The organism is Streptomyces sp. NBC_00370, assembly GCF_036084755.1.
GTDB lineage: Bacteria > Actinomycetota > Actinomycetes > Streptomycetales > Streptomycetaceae > Streptomyces.
In genome coordinates, this window is the sequence record NZ_CP107968.1 from 5620361 (window position 1) to 5637265 (window position 16905).

Sequence of the window (16905 nt, forward strand, 5' to 3'; positions counted from 1 at the left end):
ATATCTATGGAGGTGAACCGCCGTGGCACTCTCGATTTCGGCGGTGGTGCTGCTGGCGATCGTGGTCTTCCTCCTGGTCCGGAAATCCGGGCTCAAAGGTGGACACGCGGTTGTCTGTGTGCTGCTCGGGTTCTATCTCGCCAGCTCCACCATCGCGCCCACCATCAGCGACCTGACCTCCAACGTGGCGGGCATGATCGGGGGCATCAAGTTCTGAGTGCGTCCCGTCCGGATCGGGCCGCCTCGTAGGCTGTCCCCATGAGCGATCTACCCGGTCGGCGTCTGATGCTGGTGCACGCGCACCCTGACGACGAGACGATCAACAACGGCGCCACCATGGCCAAGTACGCGGCAGGTGGCGCCCTGGTCACGCTCGTGACCTGCACGCTCGGCGAGGAGGGTGAGGTCGTCCCGGCCGCTCTCGCCCGGCTCGCGGCCGACAAGGACGACGCCCTCGGCCCGCACCGCGTCGGTGAACTCGCCGCCGCCATGCGGGAGCTGGGCGTCACCGACCACCGCTTCCTCGGCGGCGCGGGCCGCTACCGGGACTCCGGGATGATGGGCCTGCCGCAGAACGACCGCGAGAACGCGTTCTGGCACACGGACGTCGAGGCGGCGGCGCCGTACCTCGTGGAGATGATCCGCGAAGTGCGCCCGCAGGTGCTCGTCACGTACGACCCCGACGGCGGCTACGGCCACCCCGACCACATCCAGGCCCACCGCGTCGCCACGCGCGCCGCCGAACTGGCCGCCGACGCCGCGTACCGGACCGACCTGGGAGCGCCGCACACCGTCGCGAAGGTGTACTGGAACCGGATGCCGCGCTCGGTGGCCGAGGCGGGCTTCGCCCGGCTGCGGGCCGCGGGACCGGTCTTCGCCGGCACGGCCGCGGTCGACGACCTTCCGGGCGTGGTCGACGACGCGCGGATCACGACGGTGGTCGACGGCGCGGAGTACGCCGGACGCAAGACGGCCGCGATGCGTGCCCACGCCACTCAAATCACCGTCGACGGGCCCTTCTTCGCCCTCTCCAACGGCCTCGGCCAGCCGCTGTTCGCCCAGGAGTACTACGAGTTGGTGCAGGGCGAGCGGGGCGCCCCCGCAGGCGAGCGGGAGACCGACCTGTTCGCCGGCATCGCCGGTGCGGAAGCCACCGCGGGGGCCGGCCGATGAGCGTGGACCGGACGCCCGGCGGCTGGCTCGCGCAGCCGCCCAGACCCGCCAGGATCGCCGCCTACGCCGGGCTGCTCGTCCTCGGCGCCGTCGTCGGTGTGGCGGGCGCGCTGGCCCAAGGCGGCTGGTTCCCGGGGGGTTTGGTGCTCGCCCTGCTCGCCACCGCCGGTGTATTCGGCGGCGGACTGCTGGCGACCGGCACCCAGCTCGGGGTGGGGGCGCCCGCGGCCGGCTGGCTGATTGCTGTCATTCTGCTGAGTATGGGACGGCCGGAAGGCGACGGTGTCTTCGCGGCCGGTATCGGACCCCTCGTCTATCTGCTGGGTGGGATGGTGGTCGCTGTGATCTGTGCCACCATGCTCCGGTTGCCGCAACCGGGCACGAAGTCCGGCCGACTTGGGAAGTGAAGCGTCCGTCTGCTGCTGAATTGACCATGTCCGTACGGCCGGCTGAGCAGCCGCTTCACGCGGTCGGCGGATGTGTGTCGGCGGAGGACAGTATGGTGGTGCGCGCTCCGGGCCGTCCCCGGCCTCCGGCATGGGGACCTGCGTAGTTGAGTACCAGTAAGAACGGGCGGCGGAGCCAACCGGGAGATCCTGCTTTGAGTCGTGAAACTGACAGTTCGTCCTCCGGGCCCCAGGGGCGCGGCGGAGCCGCGTACCCCTCGGGGACACCGCCGTACGGATCACGCCAGTATCCGGGGCCGCCCCAGCAGGACGCGTCGGACGAGACCGAGATCCCGCCCGTCCCGCAGCCGGACGAGCCGAGAACCGAGACCACACTGACCACCCGCATCCGGATCAACATCCCGGGTTCGCGGCCGATCCCGCCCGTCGTCATGCGTACGCCGATGGGCGAGGGCGAGTCCACCGACGGCCGGGGCATCCCGGCGGCCGGGCAGAACGGCGACCGTACGGGCAGCACACCGCGCCCCGACGGGGCGGGCCAGGACCCCGCCGGGTCCGCGGCCCCGGAGGGCGAGCCGCCCGCCGGCCAGGACAAGCAGCCCCCGAGCGACTGGTTCGCCCCCCGCAAGGCGGGCGCGGCCCCCGGCCCCTCGGGCGCGGGCACCGGTACGGCGGCCGGCATGGGCGCAGGCGCCGCTGCGACGGCCGGCGGACCCACCCCGCCGCAGCCCGGCGCGGGCGACGGCACGGGCGGCGGCTCCCTCGCCGACTACGCGGCGCAGCCGGGCCCGCAGGGCCAGGGCGCACCCGGGCAGCAAGGCGCACCAGGTCAGCAGGGCGACCCCGGCGCGGGCGGCTACGCGCCCGGCAGCCACGGCACCCCGCCCTACGGCGTGCCCGTCGGCATCCCCGGCCCCGACAACGGTCCGAACGGGCCCACCACGGGCCCCGCGACGGGCAGCTCACCGCTCACCCCGCTGGGCGGCGCACCGGGCGGCCCCGGCGCACCCGGCTACCCGGGCGGCCCCGACCAGGGCGGCGTGCCCCGGATGTCCGACGACACCGCCGTACTGACACCGCAGCAGCCCGCCCCCGAACCGCCCGGCGGCCATGTCTCGGGCGACACGCTCACCAGCGGCATCCCGGTCATCCCGCCGGAGCACCGCGCGCCGTTCCCCGGCTCCGGTACGCCGACGGGCGGCCCGCAGGGCGGCAGGCCCGACCTCACGCCCAGGACCGACGACCGGCCGACCCCCGGCCGGGGCTTCCCGCCCGGCGTCTACCCGGGCCCCGAGGGACCCGAGCGGTCAGGACCCGCGGCGGCGCCGGCCCCCGCGCCCGCGCCGCGCCCCGCGGCGCCGGCCAAGAAGGGCCGCTCCAAGGGCATGCTGCTCGTCGCCCTGCTCATCGTGGCCGCCGTCGGCGTCTACGGCGCCGGACTGCTCATGAACCACTCCGACGTGCCCAAGGGCAGCACGGTCCTCGGCGTCGACATCGGCGGCGGCACCCGTGACCAGGCCGTCAACAAGCTGGAGAGCGCGCTCGGCAAGCAGGCGAAGGCCCCGCTCAAGCTCGACGTCAGCGGCACGACGCAGGAACTGGCCCCCGACAAGGCGGGCCTGACCCTCGACACGCAGGCGACCGTCCGGTCGGCGGCGGGCAGCGACTACAACCCGGTCACCGTGGTCGGCTCGCTGTTCGGCGGCGCACGGGTCGTCGAGCCGGTGATCCCCGTCGACGACGAGAAACTGACCGCCGCCCTCACCGACCTGGCGGGCACCTCGGGCTCCGCCACGGAGGGCACGATCAAGTTCGAGCCCGGCAAGCCCGTCGCCGTGCCCGGCAAGGCGGGCCAGTCCCTGGACGTCAGCCAGTCGATGATCTCGGTGCGCGACGCCTACCGCACCCAGGTCCAGACGGGCAAGGTCAGCGTCGTCAAACTGCCGCTCACCAGCCGCGAACCCACCATCAGCGAGGCCGAGATCGACCGCGCGATGAAGGACTTCGCCAAGCCGGCGATGTCCGGGCTCGTCACGATCAAGGCGGGGAACGCCTCGATCCAGTTCGGCCCCGACCGGTCGCTGCCCAAGATCCTCTCGATGAAGGCCGTCGACGGGAAGCTCCAGGACAGCTACGACCTCAAGGCGCTCAAGGAGCTGTACGGCTCGGTGTTCGACGGCGTCCTGATCACCAGGGGCGACGGCTCGAAGACCGCGGTCACCCCGCAGGACGTGGCGGGCGCGCTGCGCGAGGCACTGCGCGGCAAGACGCAGGAGGAGCGCACGAAGGTGATCGAGACCGACCCCAGCTGACCCGGCGTCCGGACATGAGTCGTGGCCCTGGGATGACGGATGTCATCCCAGGGCCACGACCGTCGGCACTGCCGGAAGCGGGGGCGCGGCGGCCACGATGAGGGCATGACGACGACAGCCCCTCCCACCGCCACCGGTACAGCGGTGGCGAGCTTCGAGAACGTGAACAAGAGCTACGGAGACGTCCACGCGGTGGCCGGTCTCACGCTCACGCTCCACCCCGGCGAGACCGTCGCGCTCCTCGGCCCCAACGGCGCGGGCAAGTCCTCGGCCCTCGATCTGCTGCTCGGCCTCAGGAACCCCGACTCGGGCACCGTCAGCGTCTTCGGCATGAGCCCGAAGGAAGCCATCTCGGCGGGCCGGGTCGGCGCCATGCTGCAGAGCGGCGGCTTGATGGAGGAGGTCACGGTCCGCGAGCTGGTGAACCTCGCGTGCGCCCTGCACCGCAAGCCGTTCCCGGTCTCCGAGGTGCTGGCCAGGGCGGGCATCACCCAGATCGCCGACCGCAAGGTCAACAAGCTCTCCGGCGGCCAGGAGCAGCGGGTCAGGTTCGCGCTCGCCACCGCGGGCGCCAACGACCTCATCGTCCTCGACGAGCCGACCACCGGGATGGACGTCACGGCGCGGCAGGCGTTCTGGGCCACCATGCGCGAGCAGGCGCGGCACGGCCGTACGGTGCTGTTCGCCACCCACTACCTGGAAGAGGCGGACGCGATCGCCGACCGGGTGCTCGTGCTGTACAAGGGCAGGCTGCTGGCCGACGGCACGGCCGCCGAGATCAAGGCCAGGGCGGGCGCCCGCCGGATCTCCTTCGACCTGGACGGTCCGATCGACGAGACAGCGCTGCGCGCGCTGCCGTCCCTCGGCGCGCTGTCCGTCTCCGGAACCACCGTCCGTATGCAGTCCCACGACGCGGACGCGACCGTGCACGGCGTGTACGGGCTCGGGCTCTACCCGCGCAATCTCGAAGTGGCCGGGCTCGGCCTTGAGCAGGCGTTCGTCGCCATCACCGAGGCCGAGGAGGCCAGGACCGCGTGAACACCCTGATCAAGCTCGAAATCACCCGCACCCTGCGGAACAAGAAGTTCATGTTCTTCTCGGTGATCTACCCCGCCGTGCTCTTCCTGGTCATCGCCGGGCCGCAGGACAACGCGAAGAAGGTGGCCGGCAGCGACCTGTCGCTCAGTTCGTTCTACATGGTCGCGCTGGCGTCCTTCGGGGCGCTCACCGCCGTACTGATGGGCAACAGCGAGAAGATCGCCAAGGAGCGCGAGAAGGGCTGGGTGCGCCAGCTGCGGCTCACCTCGCTGCCCGGACGCGGCTACGTCCTCGCGAAGATCGCCGGCGCCGCCGTGGTCAGCCTGCCGTCCATCATCGTCGTGTTCGTCATCGCCGCTTCGGTCAAGGGCGTCACGCTGGACACCTGGCAGTGGCTGGCGCTCACCGGCGTCATCTGGGCCGGCAGCCTGTGCTTCGCCGCGCTCGGGGTGGCCATCGGCTACGTCGCCTCCGGTGACGCCGTCCGGCCCATCACGATGATCATCTACTTCGGCCTGTCCATCCTCGGCGGCCTGTGGCTGCCCGTCTCCAGCTATCCGCAGTGGCTGCAGAACATCGCCGAATGGCTGCCCACGCATGCCTACGCGGCCCTCGGACAGGCCATCGAGCTGGGCGGCGCGCCGCATCTCAAGGACGTCGCGATCATGGTCGGATACTTCGTGGTCTTCGCGGGCGGCGCCGCCTGGCTGTACCGCAAGGACACACTGAAGGCATGAGCGAAGTGACCTTCTCCGGCGTCGGCATCGGCCAGTCACCCGACGGCCGCAGGCACTCCTTCGTGAAGCTGATGTGGTTCGGCATCTGGCTGGCCTTCATGGGCGCGCCGGTGAGCGACCTCTTCGACCACGACGGGTCGCCGTGGAGTGTCGTGCTCGGCGTGGTCGGCCTGGTCGCCTTCGTGGGCGTCTACCTGATGGTGATCTTCCGGCACACCGGACGGCCGCTCCGGCCACGCACCGTCTACAGCGCGCTGCTGTTCATGCTCGCCCTGGCGGTGCTGCTCTCCCTCACGCTGGACAGCGCGTGGCTGGTGCTCTTCGTCTACGTGTCGGTGTCGTGCGGCGCCGCGCTGCCGATCCGGGTCTCCCGGTTCGCGATCCCGGCCGTCACCGGGGTGATGGCGGCGGTCGGCCTGCGGTCGGCGGACAACCACGACCTGCTCAGCGCGCTGGTGGTGCCCGCGCTGCTCGGCGGCTTCGCCATGGCGGGGGTGGGCCAGCTGGTGCGTACGACGATCGAGCTGCGCGAGGCGCGGGCCACCGTCGCCGAACTGGCCGCCAACGAGGAGCGGCTGCGGCTCGCCCGCGACCTGCACGACCTGCTCGGCCACTCGCTGTCGCTGATCACGCTCAAGAGCGAGCTGGCGGGCCGGATGCTGCCCGCCCACCCCGACCGGGCGGCCGAGCAGGTCGCCGACATCGAGCAGGTCAGCAGGCAGGCCCTCACGGACGTACGGGAAGCCGTGAGCGGCTACCGGCGGCCCACCCTGCCGGGCGAGCTGGCGGGGGCCCGTACGGCGCTGGCCGTGGCCGGTGTCACCGCCGACGTACCGCAGGACGTCCCGAAGGAGCTGGGTGCCACGCTGTGCGCCGAGTCGGAGACGGTGCTCGCCTGGTCGCTGCGGGAGGCCGTCACCAACGTCGTACGGCACAGCGGCGCCCGCCGCTGCGTCGTCGCGCTCACCCCCCGGCAGACCCTGGAAGGACCTGTGGTGGAGCTGACCGTCGAGGACGACGGACGCGGCGCGAGCGGCGCGGACCGGGGCAACGGGCTGACCGGGCTCGCCGAACGGCTCGCCCAGGTCGGCGGCACGCTGGAGGCGGGCTCCACCAAGGGCGGCTTCCTGCTCACCGTCCGCGCGCCTCTGGCCGTCCCCCTAAACTCCCCGGCATGAGCAGCGTGACCGGCACGACCCGCATGATCAGGGTTCTGCTCGCCGAGGACCAGTCCATGGTGCGCGAGGCCCTGGCGGCGCTGCTCGGCCTCGAACCGGACATCGAAGTGGTCGCCCAGGTCGCCAGGGGCGACGAGGTGCTGGCCGCCGCCCGGGCCGCCGAGGTGGATGTGGCGCTCCTCGACATCGAGATGCCGGGCATGACCGGGATCGAGGCGGCGGGCGAGCTGCGCGACGCGCTGCCCCGGGTCAAGGTGATCGTGCTGACCACCTTCGGCCGCCCCGGCTATCTGCGCCGGGCCATGGAGTCGGGCGCCGACGCCTTCCTGGTCAAGGACGCCCCGGCGGCCCAACTCGCCGAAGCCGTACGCAAGGTGTTGGCAGGGGAGCGGGTCATCGATCCGACGCTCGCCGCCGCCGCGCTGGCCGACGGCGCGAATCCGCTGACCGACCGGGAGCGCGAGGTGCTGCGGGCGGCGGCCGGCGGCTCCACCAACGCCGAACTGGCCGCGCTGCTGCACCTGTCCCAGGGCACCGTCCGCAACTACCTCTCCACGGCGATCCAGAAACTGGCAGCCCGCAACCGCACCGAGGCGGTCGGTATCGCACGCGAGAAGGGCTGGCTCTGACGGCCGGCGGCCCGGCGGCCCGGTCAGTTGAGCATCGCCCGCGCGGCGCGCGCCCTGCGGCGCAGCGCCTCCGCCGTGGACGGCTCCACCGCCGACACCACCTCGGCGTACTCCTCCAGGGCGGCGGCGCCCGTCAGATAGTCGCCCCGCTCGATGAGCAGCCGCGCCCGGTCGTAGCGCAGCCGCGCCGGATGCGCGGGCAGCAGCAGGGACAGCTCGACCGCCCACAGCGCCACGTCCGTACGCTCCGGCCGGGCCGCCGCCCAGGCCCGGATGTTGTTGAGGATCCGTTGGACGATGTCGAGCGGATCGGCGGGGACCGGCGGGCCAGGCGGCGGGGGAGCGCCCGTCGCGGCGGTGACGAGCCGCGTCGCGTCGTCGCCCGTCAGCAACTGACCGCCGGCGAACGGGTCGGCCAGCACCCGCTCGGCCGGGTCGCCGAAACCGACGACGAAATGGCCGGGCAGCGCCAGGCCGTACACCGGGGCGCCCGCCCGTCGTGCCACCTCGATCCAGACGACCGAGAGCAGGATCGGCAGCCCGCGCCGCCGTCGTAGCACCTCGGGCAGGAGCGAGGACTCCAGCAGCTGGTAGTCGGCGCCCGAGCCGTGGAAGCCCAGCCGCGCGCCCAGCAGTTCGGCGAGCGCCGCCGCCCAGGCGCGCGGTCCGGTGAGGCCGAAGGGCAGCAGGCCCGCCAGCCGGTCCAGCTCCATCTCCGCGGCGTCCGTCCGGGCCTCCACAGCTGCGTCGTCCTGCCCCTGGCCGGCCTCGGCGCCGATCAGCAGGCACAGCGCCGCCAGATCGGGGCGCTCGGCGCGCGCCTCGTCGGCGAACCGCCGCCGTCGGCCCGCGGGGCCCGGCTGCTGTTCCGGCTCGTCCGGTTCTGATTCGTCCGGTTCTGGTTCGTCCGGCTGTTCCGGCCTCATACGCGACCCGTACCCGTTCAGGAGAAGCGGAAGTGCTGATACCGGTGATGGGTGACGAAGCCCAGGCGGTCGTACATCGCACGCGCCGCCTCGTTCTCCGTCTCCACCTGGAGCCAGGCCGCCGAAGCGCCCTGCGCCAGCGCGTCACGGGCGAGGGCCGTCATCACGGCGGTGGCAAGCCCCTGGCGCCGGTGGGCGGGGTCCACCTCCACCGCCATGAAACCCGCCCAGCGCCCGTCGACGACACACCGGCCGATCGCGGCCGGCGTCTCCGTAGCGCCGGGCACGGTCGCGAACCGGACGGAGGGAGCCGTGTTCAGCACGTGCAGCACCTCGGGGCCCGGCGCGCTGAACCGGTGGTAGCCGCGCAGCCAGCTCTCGTCGCAGACCGGGCGCAGCGCGACCTGCTCGGCGTCCGCGTCGGGCGCCGCCTCGGCCAGCGGCGCCAGCGCCCCGATCCGTACCTCGACCGACACCTCGGCCACCCAGCCGCGCCGCGCCAGCTCGGCGCCCAGCAGCTCCTGGGTGCCCTCGGCGCCGCTCGACACCTGGATGTACGGGGGCAGCCCGCGCGCCCCGTACCAGGCGCGCACCCGCTCCAGCGCCTCGTCCAGCGGCAGCCCCGGGCCGCCCAGCGGCACCACGGAGTTGGCGCGCCGGGTGAAACCGCCGGAAGCGCCGAGCCGCCAGTCGCCGAGCCGCTCGGTCTCGGCCGGCTGCCAGGCGCGCGCACAGACGTGGGCCAGCTCATCGAAGGACGCGGCGGGACCCCGCCGTCTGGCGGGCGCCGCCGGTACGACCTTGGCGGCCACGAGCGCCGACTCGGGGATGCTGACACGCTCGCCGGTGCGGCGTGTGACGAGGACCACACCGTCGTCCCACGATGTGAGAACACCCACCGTGTCGGTGAACTGACCCGCGCCGGGGCCCGCGCCGGTCAGCTGTCTGACTGATACGCGTTTGCCCACGTCGGTGGGGGTCACCCGGACTTCGAGCCGGCCTCCGGCGCTGAATTCCACAGCTGTGCCCACCCCTCCTGTTCGGATCGTGCCCAAGAACGGAGATACTAGGTGGCGGGCATCGACGACGCCGCGCTCCCGCGCGCCTGTGGACGGAGCCGCACATCGGCCCGCCGCCGCCCTATCGAGGAGGAACGACAGCGTGACCTACGTCATCGCGCAGCCTTGTGTCGACGTCAAGGACAAGGCGTGCATCGAGGAGTGTCCGGTCGACTGCATCTACGAGGGCTCCCGGTCCTTGTACATCCACCCGGACGAATGCGTCGACTGCGGGGCTTGTGAGCCGGTCTGCCCGGTCGAGGCGATCTTCTACGAGGACGACACCCCGGACGAGTGGAAGGACTACTACAAGGCGAATGTGGAGTTCTTCGACGAACTCGGTTCGCCCGGCGGTGCCTCGAAGCTCGGTCTCATCGAGCGCGACCACCCCTTCATCGCCGCGCTGCCGCCCCAGAACGGCTGACAGCGCACCGCACCGGCCCCGTACGGCACTGCTCGCCGTACGGGGCTGAGGCGTTGGCGTCCGCCTGAGCCGGCGGCACGAGCCCGCCCGCAGGCGGACGCCGGTACGAGCACGTCCGTACGAGAAAGAGTGAGCACCGTGTCCGCAGTCTCTGCCCGCCTGCCCGTCTTCCCCTGGGACAAGCTGGAGCCCTACAAGGCGACTGCCGAGGCCCATCCGGACGGGATCGTGGACCTGTCCGTCGGGACCCCGGTCGACCCCGTCCCCGAACTGATCCAGCGGGCACTGGCCGGCGCCGCCGACTCGCCCGGCTATCCCACGGTCTGGGGCACGAAGGCGCTGCGGGACGCGCTGACCGGCTGGGCCGTGCGGCGGCTCGGCGCGCGCGGGGTGACCCATTCGAACGTGCTGCCGGTGGTCGGCTCCAAGGAACTGGTGGCCTGGCTGCCGACGCAGCTCGGCCTCGGCGCGGGCGACCGGGTCGCGTACCCGCGGCTCGCCTACCCGACGTACGAGGTGGGGGCGCGGCTCTGCGGCGCCGAACCCGTCCCGTACGACGACCCGACCGAGCTGGACCCGGCGGGACTGAAGGTCCTCTGGCTCAACTCGCCGTCGAACCCGACGGGGGCGGTGCTGGCCAAGGACGAACTGACCAGGATCGTCGGCTGGGCGCGCGCGCACGACGTGCTGGTCGTCAGCGACGAGTGCTACCTGGAACTCGGCTGGGAGGCCGAGCCCGTCTCGGTGCTCGACCCGGACGTCAGCGGCGGCACGTACGAGGGCCTGGTGGCCGTCCACTCGCTCTCCAAGCGCTCCAACCTGGCCGGATACCGGGCCGCCTTCCTGGTGGGCGACGCGGCCGTGCTCGGCGAACTGCTCCAGATCCGCAAGCACGGCGGGATGATGACGCCGGCGCCGGTGCAGGCGGCGACGGTCGCCGCGCTCGGCGACGACGAACACGTCGCCCGGCAGCGGGAGCGGTACACCGCCCGGCGTATCGCGCTGCGCGCGGCGCTGGAGTCGCACGGCTTCCGCATCGAGCACAGCGAGGCGGGCCTGTACCTCTGGTCGACGCGCGACGAGCCGTGCTGGGACACCGTGGCGCACCTCGCCGAGCTGGGCATCCTGGTCGCCCCCGGTGACTTCTACGGGCCTGCGGGCGAGCGCCATGTGCGGGTCGCGCTGACGGCGACGGACGAGCGGATCGAGGCCGCGGTCAAGCGACTCGGCTGAGCGCCGGCCGGTGCCGTGGCGCCGCGAACGACCGTGAACGACCGCGAAGGGCCCGGGGAGACGGAAGCTCCCCGGGCCCTTCGCCGCGCTACGCCGGTGTCAGCCGATCGGCAGAGCCGGCAGGCCGCCGCCGAGCCCGCCGGCCGGAGCCGCGCCCTGCGCCGCGGTCGACGTGGTCTGGCCCAGCACCTCACCGGTGCTGCCCGCGGTGTCGCCCGCCACCTTCTGCGCGGCGGGGGTCGCCGTCTTCGCCGCGCTCCCGACGGTCTTGCCCGCAGCCGGGACGGCGGACTCGACAGCGGCGCCGCCGGCCTTGCCCGCCACGTCGGTCGCGCTCTGCGCGCCGCTGTCGATGCTGTTGCCGACCGAGGCACCGTCCAGCGCGGTCACCGCGCTCAGGTCGGTGGCCTGCGGCAGCGTCGCGGCACCGGCGGAGCCGGCCGCACCGACCACGGGAGCTGCGCCAGCCGCGATGAGCAGTGCGGCACGGGCGATCCGACGGGTCAGGGGGAGGGACATGATGCTCCTTTGACGGGAGAGAAACAGTGCTTGTCCGTCGATCGGACACTGTGACAACCGCTCAGGGGGGCATACGGGTTGCGGTGACCGTACGTAAAGAGTTGGTAATGCGTCGCATTATCAGGTACGGATAAAAACGGGCAAACGGTTGTGTTCCGTATCGCCTGCCGAACCGTCACTTCGCAGGCCCGGCACGGGATTTGGTCATCCTTCGAATCTGCCGGCCGGATATGCCACGACCACCCCCTGCGGGCGATCCGCCGTACTACTGCGCGATCCGGATCCGCACGTCGTTCGAGGCCTCTTCCGCCTTGGCCTTCGCCTTCGACGACCCGTCGTCCGCACGGCGCCAGCCCTGGTCGGCCTTTGCCGCGCTCCACACCCGGCCCGCGTAGCCCACCTCGGAGATGTGCAGCTCGGCCGCCTGCGCGACGGCCCACTGCGCCAGCTCCCAGCCGCGCCTGCCGCCCTCGGCGGGGGGCAGGGCGTCCACCGGCACCGACACCTCGGGGCCGGCCGGGCCGCCGACCTCCTCGGACGCCGGCGCCTGCGACGGATCCGGCTGCGGCAGCACCTTCCGCCCGAAGTTGCTCACCAGCGCCGCCCGTACCTTCTTCGGGTCGCCCGCCACCGCGGGGGCCGGCGCGGGACACGTCAGCACGGCGGCTGCCCTGCCGGTGAACGCGGCGGCCAGCAGCGTCGCGTCCGGCTCGTGCTTCGCGTACGCCTGCGGGAAACCGCTGCGCTGGACCCGCTGCGCCGCCACCGTCAGCGGCAGCCGCGAATAGCCGGGGATCTTGGCGAGATGGTCGTAGAACTGCCCGGACGAATAGACCGGATCGACGATCTGGGCCGCCGTGCCCCACCCCTTCGACGGGCGCTGCTGGAAGAGCCCCAGCGAATCCCGGTCCCCGTGGTCCAGATTGCGCAGCGCCGACTCCTGGAGCGACGTCGCCAGCGCGATGGTCACCGCGCGCTCCGGCATACCGCGGGTGGTCCCGACGGCGGAGATCGTCGCCGCGTTGGCCGCCTGCTCCGGGCTGAGTTCGTACGACGCCTTGTCGTCCCCCGGATTCTTCGCCACGACCTTGCACTGCTGCGAGTGCGGCCCGCCGGTCACGTACTGGGTGATGACATAGGCGGCGACACCGAGCAGCACGAGGAACGCGGCGGCGATACGCAGCGGGCGACGGCGGCGCCGGGGCGCGGAGGCGGGGGAGGCGGTCTGGGACACGGGGTCACCGTACTGTGCCGCGAGGGGCCGCGTTCCCCGCCCGTGGAGGCGGCGGGAGCCGGGGGCCCGGTGCGCGGGGGAGTTAGGGTCACCAGCATGTCTGAGACCGCTCTTGACCTCACATCGGACGGGCCCGCGCTCACCGCCTGGCTTGTCGACTTCCCGTCCGTCAGCGGGACCGAGAAGCCGCTCGCCGACGCGATCGAGCAGGCGCTGCGCACACTGCCGCATCTCACCGTCGACCGGTACGGCAACAACGTCGTGGCGCGCACCCAGCTCGGTCGCGCGGAGCGGGTCGTCCTCGCCGGGCACATCGACACCGTGCCGATCGCCGACAACGTGCCGTCGCGGCTGGACGACGACGGTGTGCTGTGGGGCTGCGGGACCACCGACATGAAGTCGGGCGTCGCCGTCCAGCTGCGCATCGCCGCGACCGTGCCCGCGCCCAACCGCGATCTGACCTTCGTGTTCTACGACAACGAAGAGGTCGCCGCCGACCTGAACGGTCTCGGGCGGGTGGCCGACGCCCACCCCGACTGGCTGACCGGCGACTTCGCCATCCTGCTCGAAGGCTCCAACGCCGAGGTCGAGGGCGGCTGCCAGGGCACCCTGCGGGTCATCCTCCGTACCGAGGGCGAGCGCGCGCACTCCGCGCGCAGCTGGATGGGGTCCAACGCCATCCACGCGGCGGCGCCGATCCTGGACCGCCTCGCCGCGTACGAGCCGCGCCGGCCGGTCATCGACGGGCTCGAGTACCGGGAAGGACTCAACGCGGTACGCGTCGAGGGCGGTGTGGCCAACAACGTCATCCCCGACGCGTGCACGGTCGTCGTCAACTACCGCTACGCGCCGGACCGCAGCGCCGATGAGGCGCTGGCGCACGTCCGTGAGGTGTTCGAGGGCTGCGGGGTCGCCGAGTTCACCGTGGACGACCACTCGGGCGCCGCGCTGCCCGGACTCTCGCACCCGGCTGCCGCGGCCTTCATGGCGGCGGTGGGCGGCACGGCGCGGCCCAAGTTCGGCTGGACGGACGTCGCGCGGTTCAGCGCGCTGGGTGTGCCCGCGGTCAATTACGGCCCCGGCGACCCGGTCTTCGCCCACAAGCGTGACGAGCGGGTCGTGGTGGAGCGGATCACCCGGTGCGAGGACCAGTTGCGCGGCTGGCTGACCGCTTGAGAACGGCGGGGGACGGTGCTTCCGCCGGACCGACGGACGGAATTTCGCTGTTCGTCACGTCCTTGGACCTAACCTGGCCGGAACGGGGGAAAGCTTTCGGTTCAGCGGCGGAAGGAACAGGTCATGGGCATGCCTGAGGGAACGCAGAGGCCGGAGGAGCAGCGGCTCGGTCCGGTGCTCAGGCGACGCGAACAGGTGCAGTCCTCCACCACCGATCAGCGGCTGTTGGACACCGAGGGCGACTCGGAATGGGTGCACACCGACCCGTGGCGGGTGATGCGGATCCAGTCGGAGTTCGTGGAGGGCTTCGGCGCACTCGCCGAACTGCCCAGCGCCATCAGCGTCTTCGGCTCCGCCCGTACCCCCGTCGGCTCGCCGGAGTACGAGGCGGGCACCCGGATCGGCCGGGCGTTGGTCGAGGCGGGCTTCGCGGTGATCACGGGCGGTGGCCCCGGCGCGATGGAGGCGGCCAACAAGGGGGCCCGGGAGGCGGACGGCGTCTCCGTCGGCCTCGGTATCGAGCTGCCCTTCGAGCAGGGGCTCAACCCGCACGTCGACATCGGGGTGAACTTCCGGTACTTCTTTGTTCGGAAAACGATGTTTGTGAAGTATGCCCAGGGATTCGTCGTACTGCCGGGCGGTCTGGGCACGCTGGACGAGCTGTTCGAGGCGCTGACGCTGGTGCAGACCCGCAAGGTGACCCGCTTCCCGATCGTGCTGTTCGGGACGGCGTACTGGGGCGGCCTTGTCGACTGGCTGCGGGACACGGTGGTGGCGCAGGGCAAGGCGTCGGAGAAGGACCTGCTGCTGTTCCACCTGACGGACGATGTGGACGAGGCGGTCGCGCTGGTGACGAAGGAGACGGGGAAGTAGCCGTGCGGAGCCGCACCGCCTGACGGGCGGTGACGGCCGGCTGCCTCAGGCGAGCCCTCGGCGGGCGACCGCCGGGGGTCGCAGGCCAGCGATGGCCGAGACCATGTCCAGCACCTGCCGGGTCTCCGACACCTCGTGGACGCGGTAGACGCGCGCCCCCAGCCAGGACGAGACGGCGGTCGTCGCGAGCGTACCGATCAGCCGCTCCTTGACCGGGCGGTCGACGGACTCGCCGACGAAGTCCTTGTTGGACAGCGAGACCAGCACCGGCCAGCCGGTCTCGGTCATCTCGGGCAGCCTGCGGGTCGCCTCAAGCGAGTGCCGGGTGTTCTTCCCGAAGTCATGGCCGGGGTCGATGAGGATGCCGTCCTCGCGCACCCCCAGCCGTACCGCGCGCTCGGCGAGACCGACCGTGACCCGCAGGATGTCCGCCATCACGTCGTCGTACGCGACGCGGTGCGGCCGGGTGCGCGGCTCGGCGCCGCCCGCGTGGGTGCAGACGAGACCGGCCCCGTACCGGGCGGCGACCTCGGCCAGTGCCGGATCGACGCCGCCCCAGGCGTCGTTCAGCAGATCGGCGCCGGCCTCGCAGACGGCCTCGGCGACCTCGTGCCGCCAGGTGTCGACGCTGATCACCACATCGGGGTGGCGCCGCCGCACCTCGGCCACGAAGCCGACCGTACGGCGGATCTCCTCGGCGGCGCCGACCTCCTCGCCGGGGCCTGCCTTCACCCCGCCGATGTCGATGATCGCCGCGCCCTCGGCGACGGCCAGCTCGACGCGGTCCAGGGCCGGTTCGTCGTCGAAGGTCGCGCCCTGGTCGTAGAAGGAGTCCGGGGTGCGGTTGACGATGGCCATGATCACCTGCTCGTGCTCGCCGAATTCCCGGCGCCCCAGCCGCAGAGTCCCACCGCGCATCCCGCTCGTCCTCCTCATGGTCACGTCGGCCCGCCTGCGACCTTAACGGTCTTCGTGACACCATCGGCACCGGACGTTTTCCGGCCCCGGGAGAAGATCGTGCTGTTCTTGTTCTTGATCGTCGCGATGGTCGTGGTGGTCGCCGCCGTGACGCTCGCCGTCGTCGGCGGCGGCGACAGCGCCGTCCTCACGGACACCGCACCGGAACAACTGGTGGACCCGCTGCCGATGACACGCCCGGTCGGCCGCGCGGATGTGGACGCCGTACGGCTGCCCGTCTCGGCCCGCGGCTACCGGATGGCGGACGTCGACGACGTCCTCGCCCGCCTCGGCGCGGAACTCGCCGAGCGGGACGCCCGGATCGCCGAGCTGGAATCGGCGCTGGCCGGCGCGCAGGCCACGGCGGTCTCGTCACCCGACCTGTTCAAGCGCCCCGGCGAAGAGCCGGGGCGATGAGCGGCACGGGCGTCGTCGAAGGCGCGGACGGGCTGCCGCGCTGCCCCTGGGGCCTCTCGTCCGAGGACTACGTGGCGTACCACGACGAGGAGTGGGGCCGCCCGGTCCGCGGCGACGACGCCCTCTTCGAGCGGCTCTGCCTGGAGGCGTTCCAGTCCGGCCTGTCCTGGATCACGATCCTCCGCCGCCGCGAGACGTTCCGCGCGGCCTTCGCCTCGTTCAAGATCGCCGCGGTCGCCGAGTTCACCGACGCGGACAGGGAACGCCTGCTCGCCGACCCGGGCATCATCCGCAACCGCGCCAAGGTCGACGCGACGCTGGCGAACGCGCGTGTCCTGACGGACTGGGAGCCCGGTGAACTGACCACCCTGATCTGGTCCTACGCCCCGGACCCGGCGAAGCGCCGGGCACCGCGGACGACGGCGGACGTGGCGGCGGTGACGGACGAGTCGACGGCGCTGTCGAAGGACCTGAAGAAGCGGGGGATCAGGTTTGTGGGGCCGACGACGGCGTATGCGTTGATGCAGGCGTGCGGGTTGGTGAACGACCACTTGGCGGACTGCTTCACCCGAGACCGCTAGCCGCTGCGCGGAGCCTTTTCCCCAGCCCCGCCC

At 72.4% G+C, this 16905-nt stretch carries 19 protein-coding genes; 14 read left to right on the forward strand and 5 right to left on the reverse strand.

What is annotated here, in order from left to right:
- Nucleotides 1–22: 22 nt before the first annotated feature.
- The 8 genes from OHS57_RS25135 to OHS57_RS25170 all read left to right on the forward strand — a co-directional run bounded on the left by OHS57_RS25135 (nt 23) and on the right by OHS57_RS25170 (nt 7474).
- Entirely contained in the window at nt 23–217 is a 195-nt protein-coding gene (locus OHS57_RS25135) for a hypothetical protein (RefSeq protein ID WP_041984854.1), read from the forward strand.
- Nucleotides 218–258: 41 nt separating this feature from the next.
- On the forward strand, nt 259–1173 hold the full coding sequence (gene mshB / locus OHS57_RS25140; protein WP_328583423.1) for an N-acetyl-1-D-myo-inositol-2-amino-2-deoxy-alpha-D-glucopyranoside deacetylase: 915 nt from the start codon (nt 259–261) through the stop codon (nt 1171–1173).
- Nucleotides 1170–1580 carry a DUF6113 family protein gene (locus tag OHS57_RS25145; RefSeq protein ID WP_041984847.1) on the forward strand — a complete coding sequence of 137 codons (411 nt, stop codon included), beginning with the start codon at nt 1170–1172 and terminating at the stop codon, nt 1578–1580. The genes mshB and OHS57_RS25145 overlap by 4 nt, the downstream gene beginning before the upstream one ends.
- Before the next feature lie 194 nt (nt 1581–1774).
- Nucleotides 1775–3892, forward strand: coding sequence for a hypothetical protein (locus OHS57_RS25150; RefSeq protein WP_328583424.1), 2118 nt, complete (start codon nt 1775–1777; stop codon nt 3890–3892).
- A gap of 105 nt (nt 3893–3997) precedes the next feature.
- Nucleotides 3998–4930 (forward strand): ABC transporter ATP-binding protein, encoded by a 933-nt coding sequence (locus tag OHS57_RS25155; RefSeq protein WP_328583425.1) that lies wholly within the window; start codon nt 3998–4000, stop codon nt 4928–4930.
- On the forward strand, nt 4927–5667 hold the full coding sequence (locus tag OHS57_RS25160; protein ID WP_041984838.1) for an ABC transporter permease: 741 nt from the start codon (nt 4927–4929) through the stop codon (nt 5665–5667). The genes OHS57_RS25155 and OHS57_RS25160 overlap by 4 nt, the downstream gene beginning before the upstream one ends.
- Entirely contained in the window at nt 5664–6845 is a 1182-nt protein-coding gene (locus OHS57_RS25165) for a sensor histidine kinase (RefSeq protein WP_328583426.1), read from the forward strand. The genes OHS57_RS25160 and OHS57_RS25165 overlap by 4 nt, the downstream gene beginning before the upstream one ends.
- On the forward strand, nt 6842–7474 hold the full coding sequence (locus tag OHS57_RS25170; RefSeq protein ID WP_328583427.1) for a response regulator transcription factor: 633 nt from the start codon (nt 6842–6844) through the stop codon (nt 7472–7474). The genes OHS57_RS25165 and OHS57_RS25170 overlap by 4 nt, the downstream gene beginning before the upstream one ends.
- A gap of 23 nt (nt 7475–7497) precedes the next feature.
- Here the strand turns inward: OHS57_RS25170 and OHS57_RS25175 are convergent, their stop codons facing one another.
- Nucleotides 7498–8400: a transglutaminase-like domain-containing protein gene (locus tag OHS57_RS25175; protein ID WP_328583428.1), complete on the reverse strand. Its 903-nt coding sequence runs from the start codon at nt 8398–8400 to the stop codon at nt 7498–7500.
- Between the two features lie 17 nt (nt 8401–8417).
- Nucleotides 8418–9419, reverse strand: coding sequence for a GNAT family N-acetyltransferase (locus OHS57_RS25180; protein WP_328585166.1), 1002 nt, complete (start codon nt 9417–9419; stop codon nt 8418–8420).
- A 142-nt stretch (nt 9420–9561) separates the two neighbouring features.
- Between OHS57_RS25180 and fdxA the strand changes: the two genes are divergently transcribed.
- Together fdxA and dapC are read left to right on the forward strand one after the other, a co-directional pair.
- Nucleotides 9562–9882, forward strand: coding sequence for a ferredoxin (gene fdxA, locus OHS57_RS25185; protein WP_018845645.1), 321 nt, complete (start codon nt 9562–9564; stop codon nt 9880–9882).
- A 138-nt stretch (nt 9883–10020) separates the two neighbouring features.
- Entirely contained in the window at nt 10021–11115 is a 1095-nt protein-coding gene (dapC, locus tag OHS57_RS25190) for a succinyldiaminopimelate transaminase (RefSeq protein WP_041995176.1), read from the forward strand.
- 99 nt (nt 11116–11214) lie between these two features.
- Here dapC and OHS57_RS25195 read toward each other — a convergent pair whose 3' ends face one another.
- Entirely contained in the window at nt 11215–11634 is a 420-nt protein-coding gene (locus OHS57_RS25195) for an ATP-binding protein (protein WP_328583429.1), read from the reverse strand.
- 265 nt (nt 11635–11899) lie between these two features.
- Nucleotides 11900–12868, reverse strand: coding sequence for a hypothetical protein (locus OHS57_RS25200; RefSeq protein WP_328583430.1), 969 nt, complete (start codon nt 12866–12868; stop codon nt 11900–11902).
- A 96-nt stretch (nt 12869–12964) separates the two neighbouring features.
- Here OHS57_RS25200 and dapE point away from each other — a divergent pair, with 96 nt between their 5' ends.
- Together dapE and OHS57_RS25210 are read left to right on the forward strand one after the other, a co-directional pair.
- Nucleotides 12965–14044, forward strand: a complete 1080-nt coding sequence (gene dapE / locus OHS57_RS25205) for a succinyl-diaminopimelate desuccinylase (protein ID WP_041984822.1) — start codon at nt 12965–12967, stop codon at nt 14042–14044.
- A gap of 123 nt (nt 14045–14167) precedes the next feature.
- The gene (locus tag OHS57_RS25210) at nt 14168–14917 is read left to right on the forward strand and encodes a TIGR00730 family Rossman fold protein (RefSeq protein WP_041984819.1); all 750 of its coding nucleotides are present in this window, start codon (nt 14168–14170) and stop codon (nt 14915–14917) included.
- A gap of 45 nt (nt 14918–14962) precedes the next feature.
- Here OHS57_RS25210 and folP read toward each other — a convergent pair whose 3' ends face one another.
- Nucleotides 14963–15835 carry a dihydropteroate synthase gene (gene folP, locus OHS57_RS25215; RefSeq protein ID WP_041984816.1) on the reverse strand — a complete coding sequence of 291 codons (873 nt, stop codon included), beginning with the start codon at nt 15833–15835 and terminating at the stop codon, nt 14963–14965.
- 102 nt (nt 15836–15937) lie between these two features.
- Between folP and OHS57_RS25220 the strand changes: the two genes are divergently transcribed.
- Nucleotides 15938–16291, forward strand: coding sequence for a DivIVA domain-containing protein (locus tag OHS57_RS25220; RefSeq protein ID WP_041995174.1), 354 nt, complete (start codon nt 15938–15940; stop codon nt 16289–16291).
- Nucleotides 16288–16872: a DNA-3-methyladenine glycosylase I gene (locus OHS57_RS25225; protein ID WP_041984812.1), complete on the forward strand. Its 585-nt coding sequence runs from the start codon at nt 16288–16290 to the stop codon at nt 16870–16872. The genes OHS57_RS25220 and OHS57_RS25225 overlap by 4 nt, the downstream gene beginning before the upstream one ends.
- Nucleotides 16873–16905 lie beyond the last annotated feature (33 nt).